Here is a 17,054-nt window from a genome sequence, read left to right as displayed (position 1 = left end):
CTAGAGAGAATAAAAGATACCGAGAGTAGAAGGAGAGGGAAAAAGCAATGAAAGAAGCTGTAATTGTTGCAGGTGCTAGAACACCTGTCGGTAAAGCAAAAAAAGGCTCACTTGCCACTGTACGGCCAGATGATTTAGGTGCACTTGTTGTAAAAGAAACGTTGAAACGAGCTGGAAATTATGAAGGTAGTATAGATGATTTAATTATTGGTTGTGCCATGCCAGAAGCAGAGCAAGGTTTGAATATGGCCAGAAATATCGGTGCATTAGCTGGGCTTCCAGACTCGGTACCAGCAATCACAGTCAATCGCTATTGCTCATCAGGGTTGCAATCAATCGCTTATGGTGCCGAAAAAATCATGCTTGGTCACGCAGATACAGTGATCGCCGGTGGAGCTGAATCCATGAGTCTTGTACCTATGATGGGTCATGTTGTCCGTCCTAATTTAACTTTAGCCGAGACAGCTCCTGAATATTATATGAGTATGGGGCATACAGCAGAGCAAGTTGCTGGGAAATACGGCATTTCAAGAGAAGAACAAGATGCATTCGCTGTGCGTAGTCATCAAAAAGCAGCGAAAGCAATAAGTGAAGGTAAATTTGCTGATGAAATTACTCCGGTTGATGTAACACTCCGTCAAATTGGATCGGATAATAAAGTGAAAGAACGCACCTTCCAGTTTTTACAAGATGAAGGTGTACGGAGCGATTCAACAGTTGCAACTTTAGGGAAACTGAGACCAGCTTTTAATGTGAAAGGCTCAGTCACAGCGGGGAATTCATCACAAACAAGTGATGGTGCAGCAGCTGTAATGATTATGGACAGAGAGAAAGCAGATGCACAAGGACTGCAGCCTTTAGTGAAGTTTCGTTCTTTTGCTGTCGGAGGCGTGCCGCCAGAGGTTATGGGGATTGGGCCAATTGTAGCAATTCCTAAAGCTTTAAAACTAGCGGGGTTAGAGCTATCAGATGTCGGATTATTCGAACTAAATGAAGCTTTTGCTTCTCAATCCATTCAAGTCATTAGAGAATTAGGGTTGGATGAAGAAAAAGTGAATGTTAACGGGGGAGCTATTGCTTTAGGGCATCCACTTGGGTGTACTGGGGCTAAGCTAACACTATCATTAATTCATGAAATGAAGCGTAGAAACGAGCAATTTGGTGTTGTAACGATGTGCATTGGTGGCGGAATGGGTGCCGCAGGTGTGTTTGAACTTCTTTAAAAACGACTAAGTTCGTTTTTTAAACCAATAGTGTTATAGAGTGGAAGACACTCGACTCCTGCGGTTAATAGATCAAAGAAATCTGAGCCCTGAAAAAAGTGAGTGTCTGATGCGCAATGAACCGAAGTGAAAGTTCTATTTAACTACCTTTGAAAAAACAATGTTAACAAAAACTGCAAAAAGCATAAAGAATGAAGATGGAGGATGATGAACGTGTCAAATCAAACTGAAAAATTTATTAAAGGTGGAAGCTTTTTAATTGAAGATATTTCTTATGAAAATATGTACACACCAGAGGATTTTAGCGAAGAACAAATCATGATTGCGAAAACAACAGAAGATTATGTGACAAATGAAGTGGTCCCTCAAGTGGATTATTTAGAACAGCATGAATTCGATCGCTCTGTAAAACTATTGAAAAAAGCTGGTGACTTGGGCTTACTTGGTACAGATGTGCCAGAGGAATACGGTGGACTCGGTTTAGATAAGGTAAGTTCAGCACTTATCGCTGAAAAAATGTCACGTGTCGGTGGTTTCTCTATCTCACACGGTGCCCATGTAGGTATTGGTTCTCTTCCAATTGTATTGTTCGGGAATGAAGAGCAAAAGCAAAAATACTTACCGGTGCTTGCGACAGGCGAAAAATTAGCTGCCTATGCACTAACAGAACCAAGTTCAGGATCTGATGCATTAGGAGCAAAAACAACTGCTAAATTAAACGCAGAAGGCACACATTATTTATTAAATGGGGAAAAACAATGGATTACGAATGCTGGGTTTGCCGATGTGTTCGTTGTTTATGCCAAAATAAACGGTGACCAATTCACAGCTTTTATTGTTGAAAGAGAATATCCGGGTGTATCAACAGGTGCTGAAGAAAAGAAAATGGGTATTAAGAGCTCGTCTACAAGAACACTTATTTTAGAAGATGCACAAGTACCAGTTGAAAATGTACTAGGTGAAATTGGTCGTGGTCATGTCATTGCCTTTAACATTTTGAATATTGGTCGTTACAAACTTGGTGTAGGTGCAGTAGGTGGTTCTAAGCATGCCTTTAAATTAGGGGTAACTTACGCTAACCAACGTCAACAATTCAGTACGCCTATTTCTTCTTTTAATTTAACGAAGGAAAAATTCGGAACAATGGCAAGTAAAATTTATGCAGCTGAAAGCTCCGTTTACCGTACAGTGGGTCTATTTGATGACAGAATGAGTCAATTGAGTGATGAAGAAGTCAAAGACGGTAAAGAAGTAGCGAAGTCTATTGCTGAATATGCAATAGAATGCTCACTTAATAAGTTCTTCTCTACCGAAGTTCTAGATTATGTAGTTGATGAGGCAGTTCAATTACATGGTGGTTATGGCTTTATGGCAGAATATGAAGTAGAAAGAGCTTACCGTGATTCTAGAATCAATCGAATCTTCGAAGGAACAAACGAAATCAACCGTCTTTTAGTACCAGGAACGTATGTTAGAAAAGCAATGAAAGGTGAACTGCCTTTATTCGAAAAAGCAATGGCACTTCAAGAGGAATTGATGATGATGATGCCAGAAGAGCCAGGTTCTGAAGCATTAGAGCAAGAGAAATATCTTGTAAAGAACGCTAAGAAAATCGCATTACTTGCAGCAGGTTTATGTGCACAAAAATACGGAAAAGCTTTGGATAAAGAGCAAGAAGTTCTTGTGAATATTGCTGATCTGGTTTCTTACGCCTATTCTATGGAATCTACTGTTCTTCGTACTGAAAAAGCCATTGTAAAAGACGGAGTAGCAAAAGCTGAGCAAAAGCTATTATACACACAAATTTTCTGCCAAGAAGCATTTAATCAAATTGAGTTGATTGCGAAAGAAACTTTAGTAGGTGTGGAAGAAGGCGATACATTACGAATGATGCTTTCAGCGCTTAAGAAGTTTACGAGACATACTCCAACAAATGTAATTGCGAAAAAACGTCAAGCGGCTGAGAAAATTATTGAAGCTGAAAGGTTTGTAGTATAATATTTATCTTGAATAAAGTGAAGGAAAGTAACCTATTTACTTCCTCCATTTGCGAAGTTTATGACTTGAGGCTCAAGAACAAATTTGGGCCTCTTTGTTTTGTTTTTAATATGATAATAATTACAATTCTTCGTTATGAAAATAAAAAGAAATATGTTATGCTAATGAAACGATAGTATTCATGAATATAGGTATGATAAAATAGGTGGTGAAAACATGGCACTTACTTTCTATTGGTATCCTAAATGTGGTACTTGCCGAAAAGCGAAAAAATGGCTAGATGAACATGAAATAGCCTATGATGCAATACATATAGTGGAAAATCCTCCATCCCGCAAGGAATTAGAAGATCTTTACAAAAAGAGTGGGTTAGAGCTAAAAAAATTTTTCAACACAAGCGGTCAAAAGTATCGTGAGTTAGGATTAAAAGACCGAGTGAAAACGGCCTCAGAGTCGGAACTGTTAGATTTATTAGCATCGGATGGAATGTTAATTAAACGTCCATTAACAACGGATGGTACGAAAGTAACAGTCGGATTTAAAGAGCTAGAATTTGAACAAAATTGGCTGTAAATGGTGGATGCGCTTTATACGTTTTAAACGATCGTTTATTCGGTCATTAAAATAAACAATTTCCTAAATTAATGGAGGTATGAAACATGAGCACACCTAAAGAATTACGTTATTCAGAAGAACACGAGTGGGTAAAAACAGAAGGAGATAAAGTTCGTATTGGTATTACATACTTTGCTCAATCAGAACTTGGAGATATCGTATTTGTTGAGCTTCCAGAAGTAGGAGATGAAGTAACTGCTGATGAACCGTTTGGTAGCGTAGAATCTGTTAAAACAGTTTCTGAGTTATATGCACCAATTAGTGGTAAAATCGTTGAGATTAACGAAGAACTTAGCGATAGTCCAGAATTTGTGAATGAATCTCCTTACGAGAAAGCATGGATGATTGTTGTTGAGCCATCCGATGCAAGTGAAATTGACAAGCTAATGACAGCTGAACAATATGAAGAAATGACAAAAGAAGATTAATTGTAGTTAAATAAAGAAGGTCAAATCATTAAATGGTTTGACCTTTTTCTAAATTTCTATATAGACATACCAGATGAGTGCTGAAAAGTTTTCAAATGTAAAAAGGCTTACTATTATAAAATATATAAATGATATATATTAGGTGATGAGCATGCATATAGAACATGGCAATAAAGTGATTATTGTTGAAGGTAAATCTGACAAACGAAAAGTGAAAGGACTAATCAGAGAACCTGTAGAGATCTTATGTACAAATGGAACGATTGGCACTTCGAAGTTGGATGAATTAATTGATTATTTAATTGGGAAGGAAGTCTATATATTAGTCGATGCTGACGCATCAGGAGAAAAACTTCGTAAACAATTTAAGAGAGAGTTACCAGAGGCAGAGCATATCTATATTGATAAAATGTATCGTGAAGTCGAGGCGGCACCTGCGCATCATTTAGCTACAGCCTTAATAAGTGCAAATATAGATATATATACCGAGTATTTAGATAAAGGATGATAACATGATTGACTGGTCAAACAATGACTTAAATGATTTGATCGCAAGGAAGCAATCCGGCTTATTTTATTTATTTACTCCTATGTGTGGGACATGTCAAGTTGCCGGGAAAATGCTAACAATTACTGAGCAACTGTTGCAGAACCTTCCTATAGGTAAAGCCGACCTGAATTTTTTGCCAGCAGTGGCAGAAAAGTATGAAATTGAAAGTGTACCGTGTTTACTTGTGTTTAAAAAAGGAGAGTTAGTTGATAAGCTTTATGCTTTCCATTCAGTACCTTATTTACTTGAACAAATTCAATCATATGAATTACAGTCTCAATTTTAAAACCACTTATTGTTTAGGAATAAGTGGTTTTCTTATGCTTTTAATCAAGGGGGGTTGCGTAAATGTTTAATTACACCCCTCACTCATTCTAGGCAGATGAATCGATGGGATATTTCTTTTTTCTGTCGATAAGTCTAGCTTTTGACATATTTCTCGGGAAATAGGTTGTGAACATTGTTGGAAATAAATGTTCTGTCAGTTAAAGTCGATAGTTAGGAGAAGGAAATCATTTCTTGGAACAGAATTATAGAATATAAGACGCGGGCTGGGGGTGGTTTCAATAGAGGAACTCATTTATCATTTTAATCAATCTTTAAGAGTAAATGATCATATTTTAATGATGTTAAAGGAACCTATAAGGATTCGAGTAGAATTAGAACAAAATCTAATGTATTTGACATTAGACCGTAAAAGGCTGCTAATTAAACATACTCGCCCATTGAAAAATTATCATATAAACATTCAAACTACTGCTGACCACTTTCATTCTTTGCTTCAAGGGCGTACGAGTCTAAAGAAACAAGTGGATGAAAAGCATATCATCCTTAAGTCGACTTTTAGACAATTATTAAAATTAGATGCCATTTTCGTATTAAATCAAAAATAATCATAAATACATCAAATGTCCTAAAAAAAGATTGACTTCCCAAAAAAAGGTTGTTATTCTATCCTTAGAATAATTAGAAAATTAAATATTCTTATCGAGAGTGGTGGAGGGACTGGCCCTATGAAACCCGGCAACCGGTTGTTTGATACACGGTGCTAATTCCAGCAGAGCATAAAAGCTCTGGTAGATAAGAAGAGATGATAAACCCTCTTCTTTGTGAAGAGGGTTTTTGGTCGTCTTTTCTTTCCAATTTAAAAAAGAGGAGAGATGTAAAATGGCAGAAAAAGAAAAGCAACTTCGATTTGAAACAATTGGTGTTCATGGTGGGCTAAAACCTGATCCAGTAACAGGGGCAAGAGCGGTCCCAATCTATCAAAATAATGCTTATCAATTCCAGAATACAGAGCATGCGCAAGACTTATTTGGCTTAAAAGAAACAGGATATATTTATTCTCGTATTCATAATCCAACGGTTACTGTGTTTGAGGAAAGAGTTGCATTGTTAGAAGGGGGAACAGGCGCATTAGCATTAGCAAGCGGGCAAGCAGCCATTTACTTAGCTCTTCTTAATATTGTTCAAGCGGGTGATGAAATTGTAGCTGCCTCTAATTTATATGGAGGTACATATAATTTATTTACAGTCACTTTACCAAAGTACGGCATCAACGTTAGGCTTATCGATATTAATAATGAAGAGGAACTACGAGCAGCAATCAATGAGAAGACACGAGCTGTATTTGCCGAAACCATTGGTAACCCGAGTTTACAAGTACTAGATATTGAAACAGTTTCAAATATCGCCCATGAACATGGTGTGCCGTTAGTGGTTGATAACACATTTGCAACTCCTTATCTATGTCGGCCGATTGAGCATGGCGCAGATATTGTTGTTCATTCTGCTACGAAATGGTTACTTGGGAATGGGACGACAATGGGGGGGATCATTGTTGACGGTGGTAAATTTGATTGGAACTCAGAGAAGTATCCAGGATTAAGTCAGCCGGATACAAGCTATAACGATTTAGTATATAGTGAGGCACTTGGCCCTGTAGCATATATTACTAAAGCGAGAGTGCAGCTTCTAAGAGATTTAGGTCCAGCACTAAGTGCACAAAGCGCCTTCCAATTTACGTTAGGTTTAGAAACGTTAACGGTTCGAATGAAAGAACATATTGCTAATACGAAAAAAATTGTGCAATATTTAAATAATCACTCTGCTGTTAATTGGGTACTTTATCCGGGCGATGACAACCATCCTAATAAAGAATTAGCAGACAAATATTTATCTAAAGGTGCAGGGGCAGTTGTCGTTTTTGGCATATCTGGTGGGCGTGAAGCAGGTGCGAAGGTTATTAATTCGGTTGAGCTGTTCGCACATGTAGCGAATGTAGGTGATGCAAAAAGTCTTATTATACATCCAGCAAGCACAACGCATCAACAACTTAATCAAGATGGGTTAAAACAAGCAGGTGTACCTGAAGACTTAATCCGATTATCAATTGGAATTGAAAATGTAGAAGATTTGATCGATGATCTTGAATCTGCTATTGAAGCGGCAACCGGTATTGCTTCATTAAATATAAGGGTCTAACAACTATTATTTCAGATTTGACACCTACTTCAATGACATGATACTATTACACAGGTACACAAAAAAATTCAATATATTCATAGTTTGCTCTTATTTAGAGAGGTGGAGGGAAGTGCCCTTTGAAGCCCGGCAACCGTCATTTAATTGAAATGGTGCCAATTCACTCAAAGCATTAGCTTTGAAAGATGAGAGAAAGGAATTTTCATAACAAGCCTTTCTGCTCATAAGCAGGAAGGCTTTTTTTATAAACAATGGATATGCTATAAATGTGTTGGTTTTTCTGGATTGAAGAGGTGAAGTATAAAATGATTTCAATAAAAGATGTAAAAAAGATTTTCTCAACGAAAAACGGGAAAGTAAATGCAGTAGACAATGTTAACCTCGAAATTAACGAGGGTGAAATATTCGGTGTAATCGGATACAGTGGTGCGGGTAAAAGTACATTGATTCGTATGTTAAATGGACTTGAAATCCCGACTGAAGGCGTTGTATCTGTAGCTGGGAATGAAGTTTCTCGCATAAAAGGTGCTAGCTTAAGAAAGGCTAGACAAGAAATAAGCATGATTTTCCAACATTTTAATTTATTGTGGTCTCGAACAGTACGAGAAAACATTGCGTTTCCATTAGAAATTGCTGGTGTACCTAAGAAAGCGCGACTAGAGAGAGTTAATGAATTAATTAAATTGGTTGGACTAGATGGTCGAGAGGATGCCTATCCCTCGCAATTAAGCGGTGGACAAAAACAGCGAGTAGGTATTGCTAGAGCACTTGCCAATAATCCTAAAGTACTGTTATGTGATGAGGCGACAAGTGCTCTAGATCCGCAAACAACTGATAGTATTCTCGACTTACTTGTTGATATTAATGAACGTTTAGGGTTAACTATTGTGTTAATTACGCATGAAATGCATGTCATTCGCAAGATTTGCCACCGTGTGGCTGTCATGGAAGGTGGAAGAATTGTTGAAATTGGCGAAGTGCTAGATGTGTTCCAAAAGCCAAAAGAACCTATTACGAAGCGATTTGTTCAACAAGTGACCGAACCGGAAGAAACGAAGGAAACGATTACACATTTACTGAGTGCTTATCCAAATGGCCAAATTGTTCAACTTGGATTTGTAGGTGGTTCAGTGGAACAACCATTAATCACAAACTTAATTCGCCACTACAATGTAACAGTGAATGTATTACAAGGAAAGATATCCCAAACACAAAGTGGCTCTTACGGTACCTTATTTATTCATATAGATGGAAAGTCGGATGAGGTTACCCGCGCGATTGAATATATTCATTCGCAGAAGGTTGGCGTGGAGGTGATTTCCCATGCTTAATGAATGGCTACCAAATGTGGATTGGGAAAGAATGTGGGAAGCAACAAAAGAAACTTTATATATGACAAGTATTTCTGTTATAGCCACGTTTATTTTAGGAATTATTCTTGGATTACTTTTGTTCTTAACCTCTAAAGGTAATATATGGCAAAATCAGCTAGTTAATAAGATCATTGCGGCATTCGTCAATGTCTTTCGATCCATTCCGTTTTTAATCTTGATTGTGTTATTAATCCCTTTCACAAAAATGATTTTAGGGACAATGATTGGTGAAAATGCAGCATTACCAGCACTCATTATTGGTGCAGCACCTTTCTATGCAAGAATGGTGGAAATTGGCTTACGTGAGATTGATAAAGGTGTCATTGAAGCCTCTAAATCGATGGGTGCAAAAACAAGTACAATTATATGGAAAGTACTCATCCCTGAATCTATGCCAGCGCTTGTTTCGGGTATTACCGTTACAGCGATTGCGCTAGTCGGATATACGGCAATGGCAGGTGTCATAGGTGCAGGAGGATTAGGGAACCTTGCCTACTTAGAAGGTTTCCAAAGAAGTAGATATGACGTTGTATGGATTGCAACGATTATTATCTTAATTATCGTGTTTATCATCCAAATGATTGGTGATTTGATTACTTCCAAACTAGACAAACGATAGGAGAGCTAAAAAAATGAAAAAATGGTTATCTGTTTTAATGATTGCAGCTGTTGCATTATTTATTGCTGCCTGTGGATCTTCAGATGAAGGTAGCGAAGGATCTGATGAAGGAACAAAAACATTAAAAATTGGGGCATCTAACGTACCGCATGCTGAAATCCTTAATGAAGCAAAACCTTTATTAGAAGAAAAAGGAATTGAGCTGGATATCACAACGTTCCAAGATTATATTGTACCGAACCAAGCGTTAGAGGGTGGCGATATTGATGCGAACTATTTCCAACATATCCCTTATTTAGAATCTCAAATGGCTGAAAATGATTATGATTTTGTTAATGCTGGTGGTGTTCATATCGAGCCAATTGGTGTTTATTCACAAGAATATGATAGCTTAGATGATCTTCCAGAAGGAGCAACAGTTATTATGAGTAGCTCTGTACCTGACCATGGTCGTATTTTGACAATGTTAGAAAAGGAAGGTTTGATTACACTAAAAGCTGATGTCGATAAAACGACAGCGACAATTGATGATATTGAGGAAAATACGAAAAATCTAAAGTTTGATACGGAGTATGAAGCAGCACTTCTTCCACAAATATATAATAATGGAGAAGGTGACGCAGTTCTAATTAACTCTAACTATGCAATTGATGCTGGCTTAAATCCAGTGGAAGATGCAATTGCACTTGAAGAAAGTGATTCTCCATATGTGAATGTAATCGCAGTTAGAGCTGGGGATGAAGACAAAGAAGAAATAAAAGCACTACTAGAAGTATTACACTCTGAAGAAATCCAAAATTTCATTGAAGAACAATATGAAGGTGCAGTTGTACCTGTTACTGAATAATAGAAATTTATTAAAGAAGTCTACTTAGTTGTAGGCTTCTTTTTTTGGTAAGGCGATGTAAAAGATATATTCCACTGAGTCAATCACCTTTTGGGACTAACTAGGACAATTGATGGAGATAAGGTAGATTGCTTTTGAAGAATCCCTGAATTTGATTTGATAGAAACAAGAAGTGAGGAAAATTTGTATTATTAAGAAAGAAAATGATAAATATAATTTACAAGCTTTTCCCCATGATCGGTTTTCAGCGTACATCAAGGTTAAGGATACGAAAAATTGCTAATAAAAGCGGCTTGCGAACGAGAGAGAAAATTGCAAAGATAGCAGAACAAAAACCGATTAGATCGTATATCAGAAGTTGAAAATAAAAATCTTAATAAAAAACAAATAATAATTCTCTGTATATTGCTTAATCTTACAAAGGTGACCTTAACTGTTGATTAGAGGTGTTTTGCACAGACAAAATAGTCATTCCTAACTTTTGTATGAGTAAAGGTGAATATTTGTAAGTATTGACCCATGAATTTATGAATAAAAGAGGTGGATAAAACCAATCACGATAAATTCAGTAAAAAAGCGTATTTTCGTGTTTTATCGTGTTTGAGTCGGGTAAGTTTATAGTGTAGTATTTTTATTGTAATCATTATAACGCTTTAAACGGCGAAAATTTGAAAGGATTGATTCATTATTAGTCAGCTACAGCTGAATTACACAAGCGAAATGGAAAAGGCCATGCACGGAGCATATGGAGTAGGTTATGAAACGTATTGCCAAAGACAGGATGTAAGGATGCGCGTAGAAAAACAGCGTGAAAAAGATTACTTAAAGAGTCAAAGAATTGTTGCCGATATCGAACGTAAAGCACATGCTTAAATAAAGAGGAGAGCTGTCAGTTAGACGGCTCTTTTTGTATATAATAAATGAAAATGAGATTTAATTACGTCAATGTTAAGTTGGCGTGAAACCATATATTGTGTAAAAATCTGGTTTCTTTTGTTTATATAATTGCTTATGAACAAGATGATTATGCCGATTTTAATTTGGACATAAATGCAAGTAGAAAAGAACTTAACAATAAGTCATATATAAATAGAAGAAAAATGAGTTATTTTCGCTAAATTTAGTGTAGAATAATGGATGGTGATAGGTTTACAACATATACATAGTGGAAATATCGTCTAATATGTGCAAAGAGTTGATATCACATTTAATTTGTTATAAGATTGTAATGAGAATAAAGTGAGAATTAAACTAGAAATGAGATTTGACTTAACAGTGCAAATCTTTTTTATTACGGAGGTATAAACATGGCATCTACATTAACAATTAAAGACCTTCATGTTGAAATTGAAGGAAAAGAGATTTTAAAAGGTGTTAACCTTGAGATAAAGGGTGGAGAAATCCACGCAATTATGGGTCCTAACGGAACAGGTAAATCAACATTATCTTCCGCAATTATGGGACATCCGAAATATGAAGTAACAAAAGGAAGTATTATTTTAGATGGTGAAGATGTACTTGAAATGGAAGTAGATGAGCGCGCGCGCGCAGGTCTATTCCTAGCAATGCAGTACCCAAGTGAAATCAGTGGCGTAACAAATGCAGATTTTTTACGTTCCGCAATTAATAGCCGTCGAGAAGAAGGCGAAGAGATTTCTCTAATGAAATTCATTCGTAAAATGGATAAAAACATGGAGTATCTTGAAATGGATACAGATATGGCCCAACGTTACTTAAACGAAGGCTTCTCTGGTGGGGAGAAAAAACGTAATGAAATCCTACAGATGATGATGATTGAGCCTAAAATTGCGATTCTTGATGAAATTGATTCTGGATTAGATATCGATGCATTGAAAGTCGTTTCTAAAGGGATTAATGAAATGCGCGGTGAGGAATTTGGTTGCTTAATTATTACTCACTATCAACGTCTATTAAACTACATCACGCCTGATCACGTGCATGTAATGATGCAAGGTCGTGTCGTTAAGTCTGGTGGACCAGAATTAGCACAAAGACTAGAAGCTGAAGGTTATGACTGGATTAAAAAAGAATTAGGTATTGAAGACGAATCAGTTGAGCAAGAAGCGTAAGAGTTAGGAGGATCACTATGTCAACAGAAATAAAGTTACCATTTGATAAAGAATACGTACATTCTTTTTCAAAAGATATGGGCGAGCCTGCATGGATGACAGATCTCCGTGTAAACGCACTGGAGAAAGCTGAAGATCTTCCAATGCCTAAGCCTGATAAAACAAATATTTCAAAATGGAATTTCACTCAATTTGATAAGCATATCGTGGGAAGTGAAGATTACTCTTCATTAACTGACTTGCCAGAAGAAGTAAGAAGCTTAATCAATTTAGAATCAGCTGACCAAAATTTATATATTCAGCGTAATAATCGTCCGGCATATATCTCTTTATCAAAGACAGTTCTAGATCAAGGTGTTATTTTCACCGACATCTTTACTGCTGCTAGAGAGCACGGAGATCTGTTACAAAAATATTATATGACAGATGGGGTAAAGGTTGACGAACATAAGTTAACAGCTTTACATGCTGCACTGATGAATGGTGGCGTATTTGTCTATATTCCTAAAAATGTAGAAATCAAAGAGCCACTACACTCTGTATTTATTCACGACGATCAAGAAGCAAACCTGTTCAATCATGTATTATTGGTTGCTGAAGATAATAGTTCTGTTACTTATGTAGAAAACTACATTTCAACAATGGAAGAAAGCAAAGGCATTTTTAACATCATTTCCGAAGTTGTTGCTAATACAAATGCAAAAGTAACTTATGGAGCGGTAGACACTTTATCTGCTGGAACTACTGTATATGTGAATCGTCGCGGAGTTGCTGGCCGAGATGCACGTATTGAATGGGCATTAGGCTTAATGAATGATGGCGATACAGTATCTGATAATAAAACGAATTTAATCGGCGATGGTTCATATGGAGATATGAAAACAGTCGTTGTAGGTCGCGGGAAACAAACGCAAAACTTTACAACAAACATCGTACACTTTGGTAAAGCATCTGAAGGTTACATCTTAAAACATGGTGTAATGAAGGATGCAGCTACTTCCATCTTTAATGGAATTGGTAAAATTGAGCACGGAGCGACAAAGGCAAATGCAGAACAAGAATCTCGTGTATTAATGCTAAGCGAAAAAGCACGTGGAGATGCGAATCCAATTCTATTGATTGATGAAGATGATGTAACAGCTGGTCACGCAGCTTCTGTTGGTCGTGTCGACCCGTTACAATTATATTATTTGATGAGTCGTGGTATTTCACAAAAAGAAGCAGAACGCCTTGTTATTCATGGCTTCCTTGCTCCAGTAGTTAATGCTCTTCCTATCGAAGGGGTTAAAAAGCAATTAACAGCTGTGATCGAAGGGAAAGTTCAATAATGAATGCAAAAGAGATTCGCGAGCTATTTCCAATACTAAATCAAGAAGTCAATGGCCATCCATTAGTGTATTTAGATAGCGGTGCTACATCACAAAAACCAATTCAAGTGATTGAAGCGGTACAAAAATATTATCATAACGATAATTCAAATGTTCATAGAGGTGTACACACTTTAGGTACAAGGGCTACTGACGGCTATGAAGGCGCCAGAGAAAAAGTCCGCAAGTTTATCAGGGCAAAATCCACTGAAGAAATTATCTTTACTAGAGGAACAACGACTAGTATAAATAAAGTGGCTGCAAGCTATGCGAGAGCGAATCTTTCAGAAGGGGATGAGATTGTTATCTCCTATATGGAGCACCATAGTAATATTATTCCTTGGCAACAAGTGGCTAAGGAAACTGGTGCAACATTAAAATATTTACCATTACAAGAAGATGGAACAATTGCTCTGAGTGATGTTTCCGCTACAATTACAGACCAAACGAAAATTGTTTCTGTTACACTTGTATCTAACGTATTGGGTGTAATCAATCCTATTAAAGATATTGCCAAAATTGCTCATCAGCATGGAGCTGTAATGGTTGTTGATGCTGCACAAGGGGCACCGCATTTAAAAATTGATGTGCAAGATCTAGATTGTGATTTTCTTGCTTTTTCAGGACATAAAATGTGTGGACCTACTGGTATTGGTGTTCTTTATGGAAAGAAACAACTTTTAGAAAATATGGAGCCAGTTGAATTTGGTGGCGAAATGATTGATTTTGTCGGCTTATATGAGTCTACATGGAAAGAACTTCCGTGGAAGTTTGAAGGTGGCACACCAATCATTGCTGGAGCGATTGGACTAGGTGCAGCGATTGATTTCTTGGAAGAAATTGGTTTAGACCAAATTGAGGCTCATGAACATAAGCTTGCTGCTTATGCTTTAGAGAGACTTTCTGAAGTAGAAGGCATGAAAATTTTCGGTCCAAAAACAGCAGCAAATCGTGCAGGGATTGTTACATTTAATTTAGATGATGTTCACCCGCATGATGTGGCAACGGTATTAGACGCTGAAGGAATCGCTATTAGAGCGGGACATCATTGTGCACAGCCGTTAATGAAATGGTTGAAGCAATCAGCAACAGCTAGAGCAAGCTTCTATTTATATAACACAGAAGAAGATATTGATAAGCTTACAGCAGGGCTTATTAAAACGAAGGAGTATTTCAGCGATGTCTTTTAATAACTTAGATACCCTCTATCGCCAAGTGATTATGGATCACTACAAGAACCCTCGAAACAAAGGCGTGCTTGAAGATGATAGCTTAACAGTTAATATGAATAATCCGACTTGTGGAGATAGAATTCAGTTAACCTTAAAGCTCGAAGATGGGAAAGTCGCTGATGCCAAATTTGAAGGTGAAGGCTGTTCTATCTCAATGTCATCGGCATCTATGATGACACAGGCGATTAAGGGAAAAACAAAGGAAGAAGCAGTAAAGCTATCTCATATTTTTTCTGATATGATGCTTGGGAAAGATTATGACGACGATATCGATTTGGGTGATATTGAAGCACTTCAAGGTGTTTCCCAATTTCCGGCACGTATTAAGTGTGCGACACTAGCGTGGAAGGCGATGGAAAAGGGAATGAACGAGGAAGATACAGCTAAGTAGTCATAGAGTTGTGACGTTAAAATAAATCATGGTGAAGGATTTTTCTAACCATAAGAATGGAGGAATACGAAATGGCAAAAAAAGCACCTGAAATCGGCGATTACAAGTATGGATTTGCCGATAAGGACATTTCCATTTTCCGGTCAAAACGCGGTTTAACTAAAGAAATCGTGCAAGAGATTTCTAAAATGAAGGAAGAGCCTCAATGGATGCTTGACTTCCGATTAAAATCTTTAGAGCACTTCTACAATATGCCAATGCCTCAATGGGGTGGCGATCTATCAGCACTAAACTTTGATGAGATTACGTATTATGTAAAACCATCTGAGAAAACAGAGCGTTCTTGGGATGAGGTACCTGAAGAAATCAAACAAACTTTTGATAAGTTAGGTATTCCAGAAGCGGAGCAAAAATATCTTGCTGGGGTTTCAGCTCAATACGAATCTGAGGTTGTTTACCATAATATGCAAGAGGATCTTGAGTCAAAAGGAATTGTCTTTAAAGATACAGATTCTGCCCTACGTGAAAACGAAGATATTTTCCGTGAGCACTGGGCAAAGGTAATCCCACCGACAGATAATAAATTCGCTGCATTAAACTCAGCGGTATGGTCTGGTGGTTCATTCATCTACGTTCCTAAAGGAATTAAAGTAGACACACCATTACAAGCTTACTTCCGTATTAACTCTGAGAATATGGGTCAGTTCGAGCGTACGTTAATCATTGTAGATGAAGGCGCACATGTACACTATGTTGAAGGTTGTACAGCACCTGTTTATACAACAAATTCACTGCATAGTGCCGTAGTTGAAATTATCATCAAAAAAGGCGCATATTGCCGTTATACAACAATTCAAAACTGGGCAAATAACGTGTTTAACCTCGTTACAAAACGTGCAGTTTGTGAAGAAAATGCAACAATGGAATGGATTGATGGTAACATCGGATCCAAACTAACGATGAAATATCCAGCCGTTATTCTTAAAGGTGAAGGCGCTCGTGGTATGACATTGTCCATCGCATTAGCAGGTAAAGGACAACACCAAGATGCAGGTGCGAAAATGCTACACTTAGCACCTAATACATCTTCGACAATTGTCTCTAAATCAATTGCTAAACAAGGTGGTAAAGTAACTTACCGTGGAATTGTTCAATTTGGACGTAAAGCAACTGGCGCACGTTCAAATATTGAATGTGATACATTAATTATGGATAATCAGTCAACTTCTGATACGATCCCTTATAATGAAATCATGAATGACAATATTTCATTAGAGCACGAAGCAAAGGTATCTAAAGTATCTGAAGAACAACTATTTTATCTAATGAGCAGAGGTATTTCTGAAGAAGAGGCAACAGAAATGATTGTTATGGGCTTCATCGAACCATTTACAAAAGAACTTCCAATGGAATATGCTGTTGAAATGAACCGTCTTATCAAGTTCGAGATGGAAGGTTCAATTGGATAAATGCTTAAAACCCTTATTATATAAGGGTTTTTTGTTTGGAGTAATAGAGGAAAAATACGTTCGTGCCGATTCAGATTATTTTCTCGTTTATTTTTAGTATATGAGGCGAACTTTTTTAGTTCGTCTTCTTTTTTTGAGTTTAAGTCAGAGGTTATTTATGGTTTAATCAGTCATGCTACTTTTTCATAATTGTCTACAGAAGTGAGATGCATGCAAGTAATTTCTCCACTCGTTCGTTTTTTGTCATAATTTTTGAATGTCGATTATGTTTTTAGGTTACTACGCTATTTTGGGAAGCCAAATGCATTTGCATTAACAACACGGTTGAAACAATAGAGTAGCAAATGCGTCTTTTATACTCAAATCAG

Annotated in this window: 17 protein-coding genes and 2 riboswitches; all 17 genes read left to right on the top strand. The window is 37.1% G+C overall.

What is annotated here, in order from left to right:
• The first annotated feature begins 47 nt into the window (after positions 1-47).
• The 17 genes from MKY26_RS13460 to sufB all read left to right on the top strand — a co-directional run bounded on the left by MKY26_RS13460 (position 48) and on the right by sufB (position 16,686).
• Complete coding sequence (locus MKY26_RS13460; protein WP_095371983.1) at positions 48-1,223, top strand: acetyl-CoA C-acetyltransferase; 1,176 nt, start codon at positions 48-50, stop codon at positions 1,221-1,223.
• Between the two features lie 213 nt (positions 1,224-1,436).
• The gene (locus MKY26_RS13455; RefSeq protein WP_095371984.1) at positions 1,437-3,221 is read left to right on the top strand and encodes an acyl-CoA dehydrogenase family protein; all 1,785 of its coding nucleotides are present in this window, start codon (positions 1,437-1,439) and stop codon (positions 3,219-3,221) included.
• Between the two features lie 216 nt (positions 3,222-3,437).
• Positions 3,438-3,794 (top strand): arsenate reductase family protein, encoded by a 357-nt coding sequence (locus tag MKY26_RS13450; RefSeq protein ID WP_095371985.1) that lies wholly within the window; start codon positions 3,438-3,440, stop codon positions 3,792-3,794.
• A gap of 86 nt (positions 3,795-3,880) precedes the next feature.
• The gene (gcvH, locus tag MKY26_RS13445) at positions 3,881-4,264 is read left to right on the top strand and encodes a glycine cleavage system protein GcvH (RefSeq protein ID WP_095371986.1); all 384 of its coding nucleotides are present in this window, start codon (positions 3,881-3,883) and stop codon (positions 4,262-4,264) included.
• A 145-nt stretch (positions 4,265-4,409) separates the two neighbouring features.
• Complete coding sequence (locus MKY26_RS13440) at positions 4,410-4,772, top strand: toprim domain-containing protein (RefSeq protein WP_411675025.1); 363 nt, start codon at positions 4,410-4,412, stop codon at positions 4,770-4,772.
• A 4-nt stretch (positions 4,773-4,776) separates the two neighbouring features.
• Positions 4,777-5,100: a thioredoxin family protein gene (locus MKY26_RS13435; protein WP_095371988.1), complete on the top strand. Its 324-nt coding sequence runs from the start codon at positions 4,777-4,779 to the stop codon at positions 5,098-5,100.
• Between the two features lie 271 nt (positions 5,101-5,371).
• Positions 5,372-5,707: a hypothetical protein gene (locus MKY26_RS13430; protein WP_095371989.1), complete on the top strand. Its 336-nt coding sequence runs from the start codon at positions 5,372-5,374 to the stop codon at positions 5,705-5,707.
• An 88-nt stretch (positions 5,708-5,795) separates the two neighbouring features.
• A riboswitch (SAM riboswitch) is annotated at positions 5,796-5,901 on the top strand.
• 80 nt (positions 5,902-5,981) lie between these two features.
• Entirely contained in the window at positions 5,982-7,298 is a 1,317-nt protein-coding gene (locus tag MKY26_RS13425) for an O-acetylhomoserine aminocarboxypropyltransferase/cysteine synthase family protein (protein ID WP_341097877.1), read from the top strand.
• Positions 7,299-7,385: 87 nt separating this feature from the next.
• A riboswitch (SAM riboswitch) is annotated at positions 7,386-7,490 on the top strand.
• 113 nt (positions 7,491-7,603) lie between these two features.
• Complete coding sequence (locus tag MKY26_RS13420; RefSeq protein WP_341097876.1) at positions 7,604-8,629, top strand: methionine ABC transporter ATP-binding protein; 1,026 nt, start codon at positions 7,604-7,606, stop codon at positions 8,627-8,629.
• Positions 8,622-9,290, top strand: coding sequence for a methionine ABC transporter permease (locus tag MKY26_RS13415; RefSeq protein WP_095371992.1), 669 nt, complete (start codon positions 8,622-8,624; stop codon positions 9,288-9,290). Before MKY26_RS13420 ends, MKY26_RS13415 begins: the two co-directional genes overlap by 8 nt.
• A gap of 13 nt (positions 9,291-9,303) precedes the next feature.
• Positions 9,304-10,137, top strand: a complete 834-nt coding sequence (locus MKY26_RS13410; protein WP_328199008.1) for a MetQ/NlpA family ABC transporter substrate-binding protein — start codon at positions 9,304-9,306, stop codon at positions 10,135-10,137.
• 732 nt (positions 10,138-10,869) lie between these two features.
• Positions 10,870-11,010: a hypothetical protein gene (locus MKY26_RS13405; RefSeq protein ID WP_180316907.1), complete on the top strand. Its 141-nt coding sequence runs from the start codon at positions 10,870-10,872 to the stop codon at positions 11,008-11,010.
• Between the two features lie 434 nt (positions 11,011-11,444).
• Positions 11,445-12,227, top strand: a complete 783-nt coding sequence (sufC, locus tag MKY26_RS13400) for a Fe-S cluster assembly ATPase SufC (RefSeq protein ID WP_095371994.1) — start codon at positions 11,445-11,447, stop codon at positions 12,225-12,227.
• 17 nt (positions 12,228-12,244) lie between these two features.
• The gene (gene sufD / locus MKY26_RS13395) at positions 12,245-13,555 is read left to right on the top strand and encodes a Fe-S cluster assembly protein SufD (RefSeq protein WP_095371995.1); all 1,311 of its coding nucleotides are present in this window, start codon (positions 12,245-12,247) and stop codon (positions 13,553-13,555) included.
• Positions 13,555-14,784, top strand: a complete 1,230-nt coding sequence (locus MKY26_RS13390) for a cysteine desulfurase (protein WP_095371996.1) — start codon at positions 13,555-13,557, stop codon at positions 14,782-14,784. The genes sufD and MKY26_RS13390 overlap by 1 nt, the downstream gene beginning before the upstream one ends.
• Positions 14,774-15,217 (top strand): Fe-S cluster assembly sulfur transfer protein SufU, encoded by a 444-nt coding sequence (sufU, locus tag MKY26_RS13385; protein WP_095371997.1) that lies wholly within the window; start codon positions 14,774-14,776, stop codon positions 15,215-15,217. The genes MKY26_RS13390 and sufU overlap by 11 nt, the downstream gene beginning before the upstream one ends.
• A 71-nt stretch (positions 15,218-15,288) precedes the next feature.
• A complete protein-coding gene (gene sufB, locus MKY26_RS13380) occupies positions 15,289-16,686 on the top strand; it encodes a Fe-S cluster assembly protein SufB (RefSeq protein ID WP_095371998.1) in 1,398 nt (465 codons plus the stop codon).
• Positions 16,687-17,054: the final 368 nt, after the last annotated feature.

It is taken from the genome of Cytobacillus sp. FSL R7-0680, assembly GCF_038009245.1.
Classification (GTDB): domain Bacteria; phylum Bacillota; class Bacilli; order Bacillales; family Cytobacillaceae; genus Cytobacillus; species Cytobacillus kochii.
Note: the sequence above shows the minus strand (reverse complement) of the source record. Positions and strands in the feature narration are given on the sequence as shown.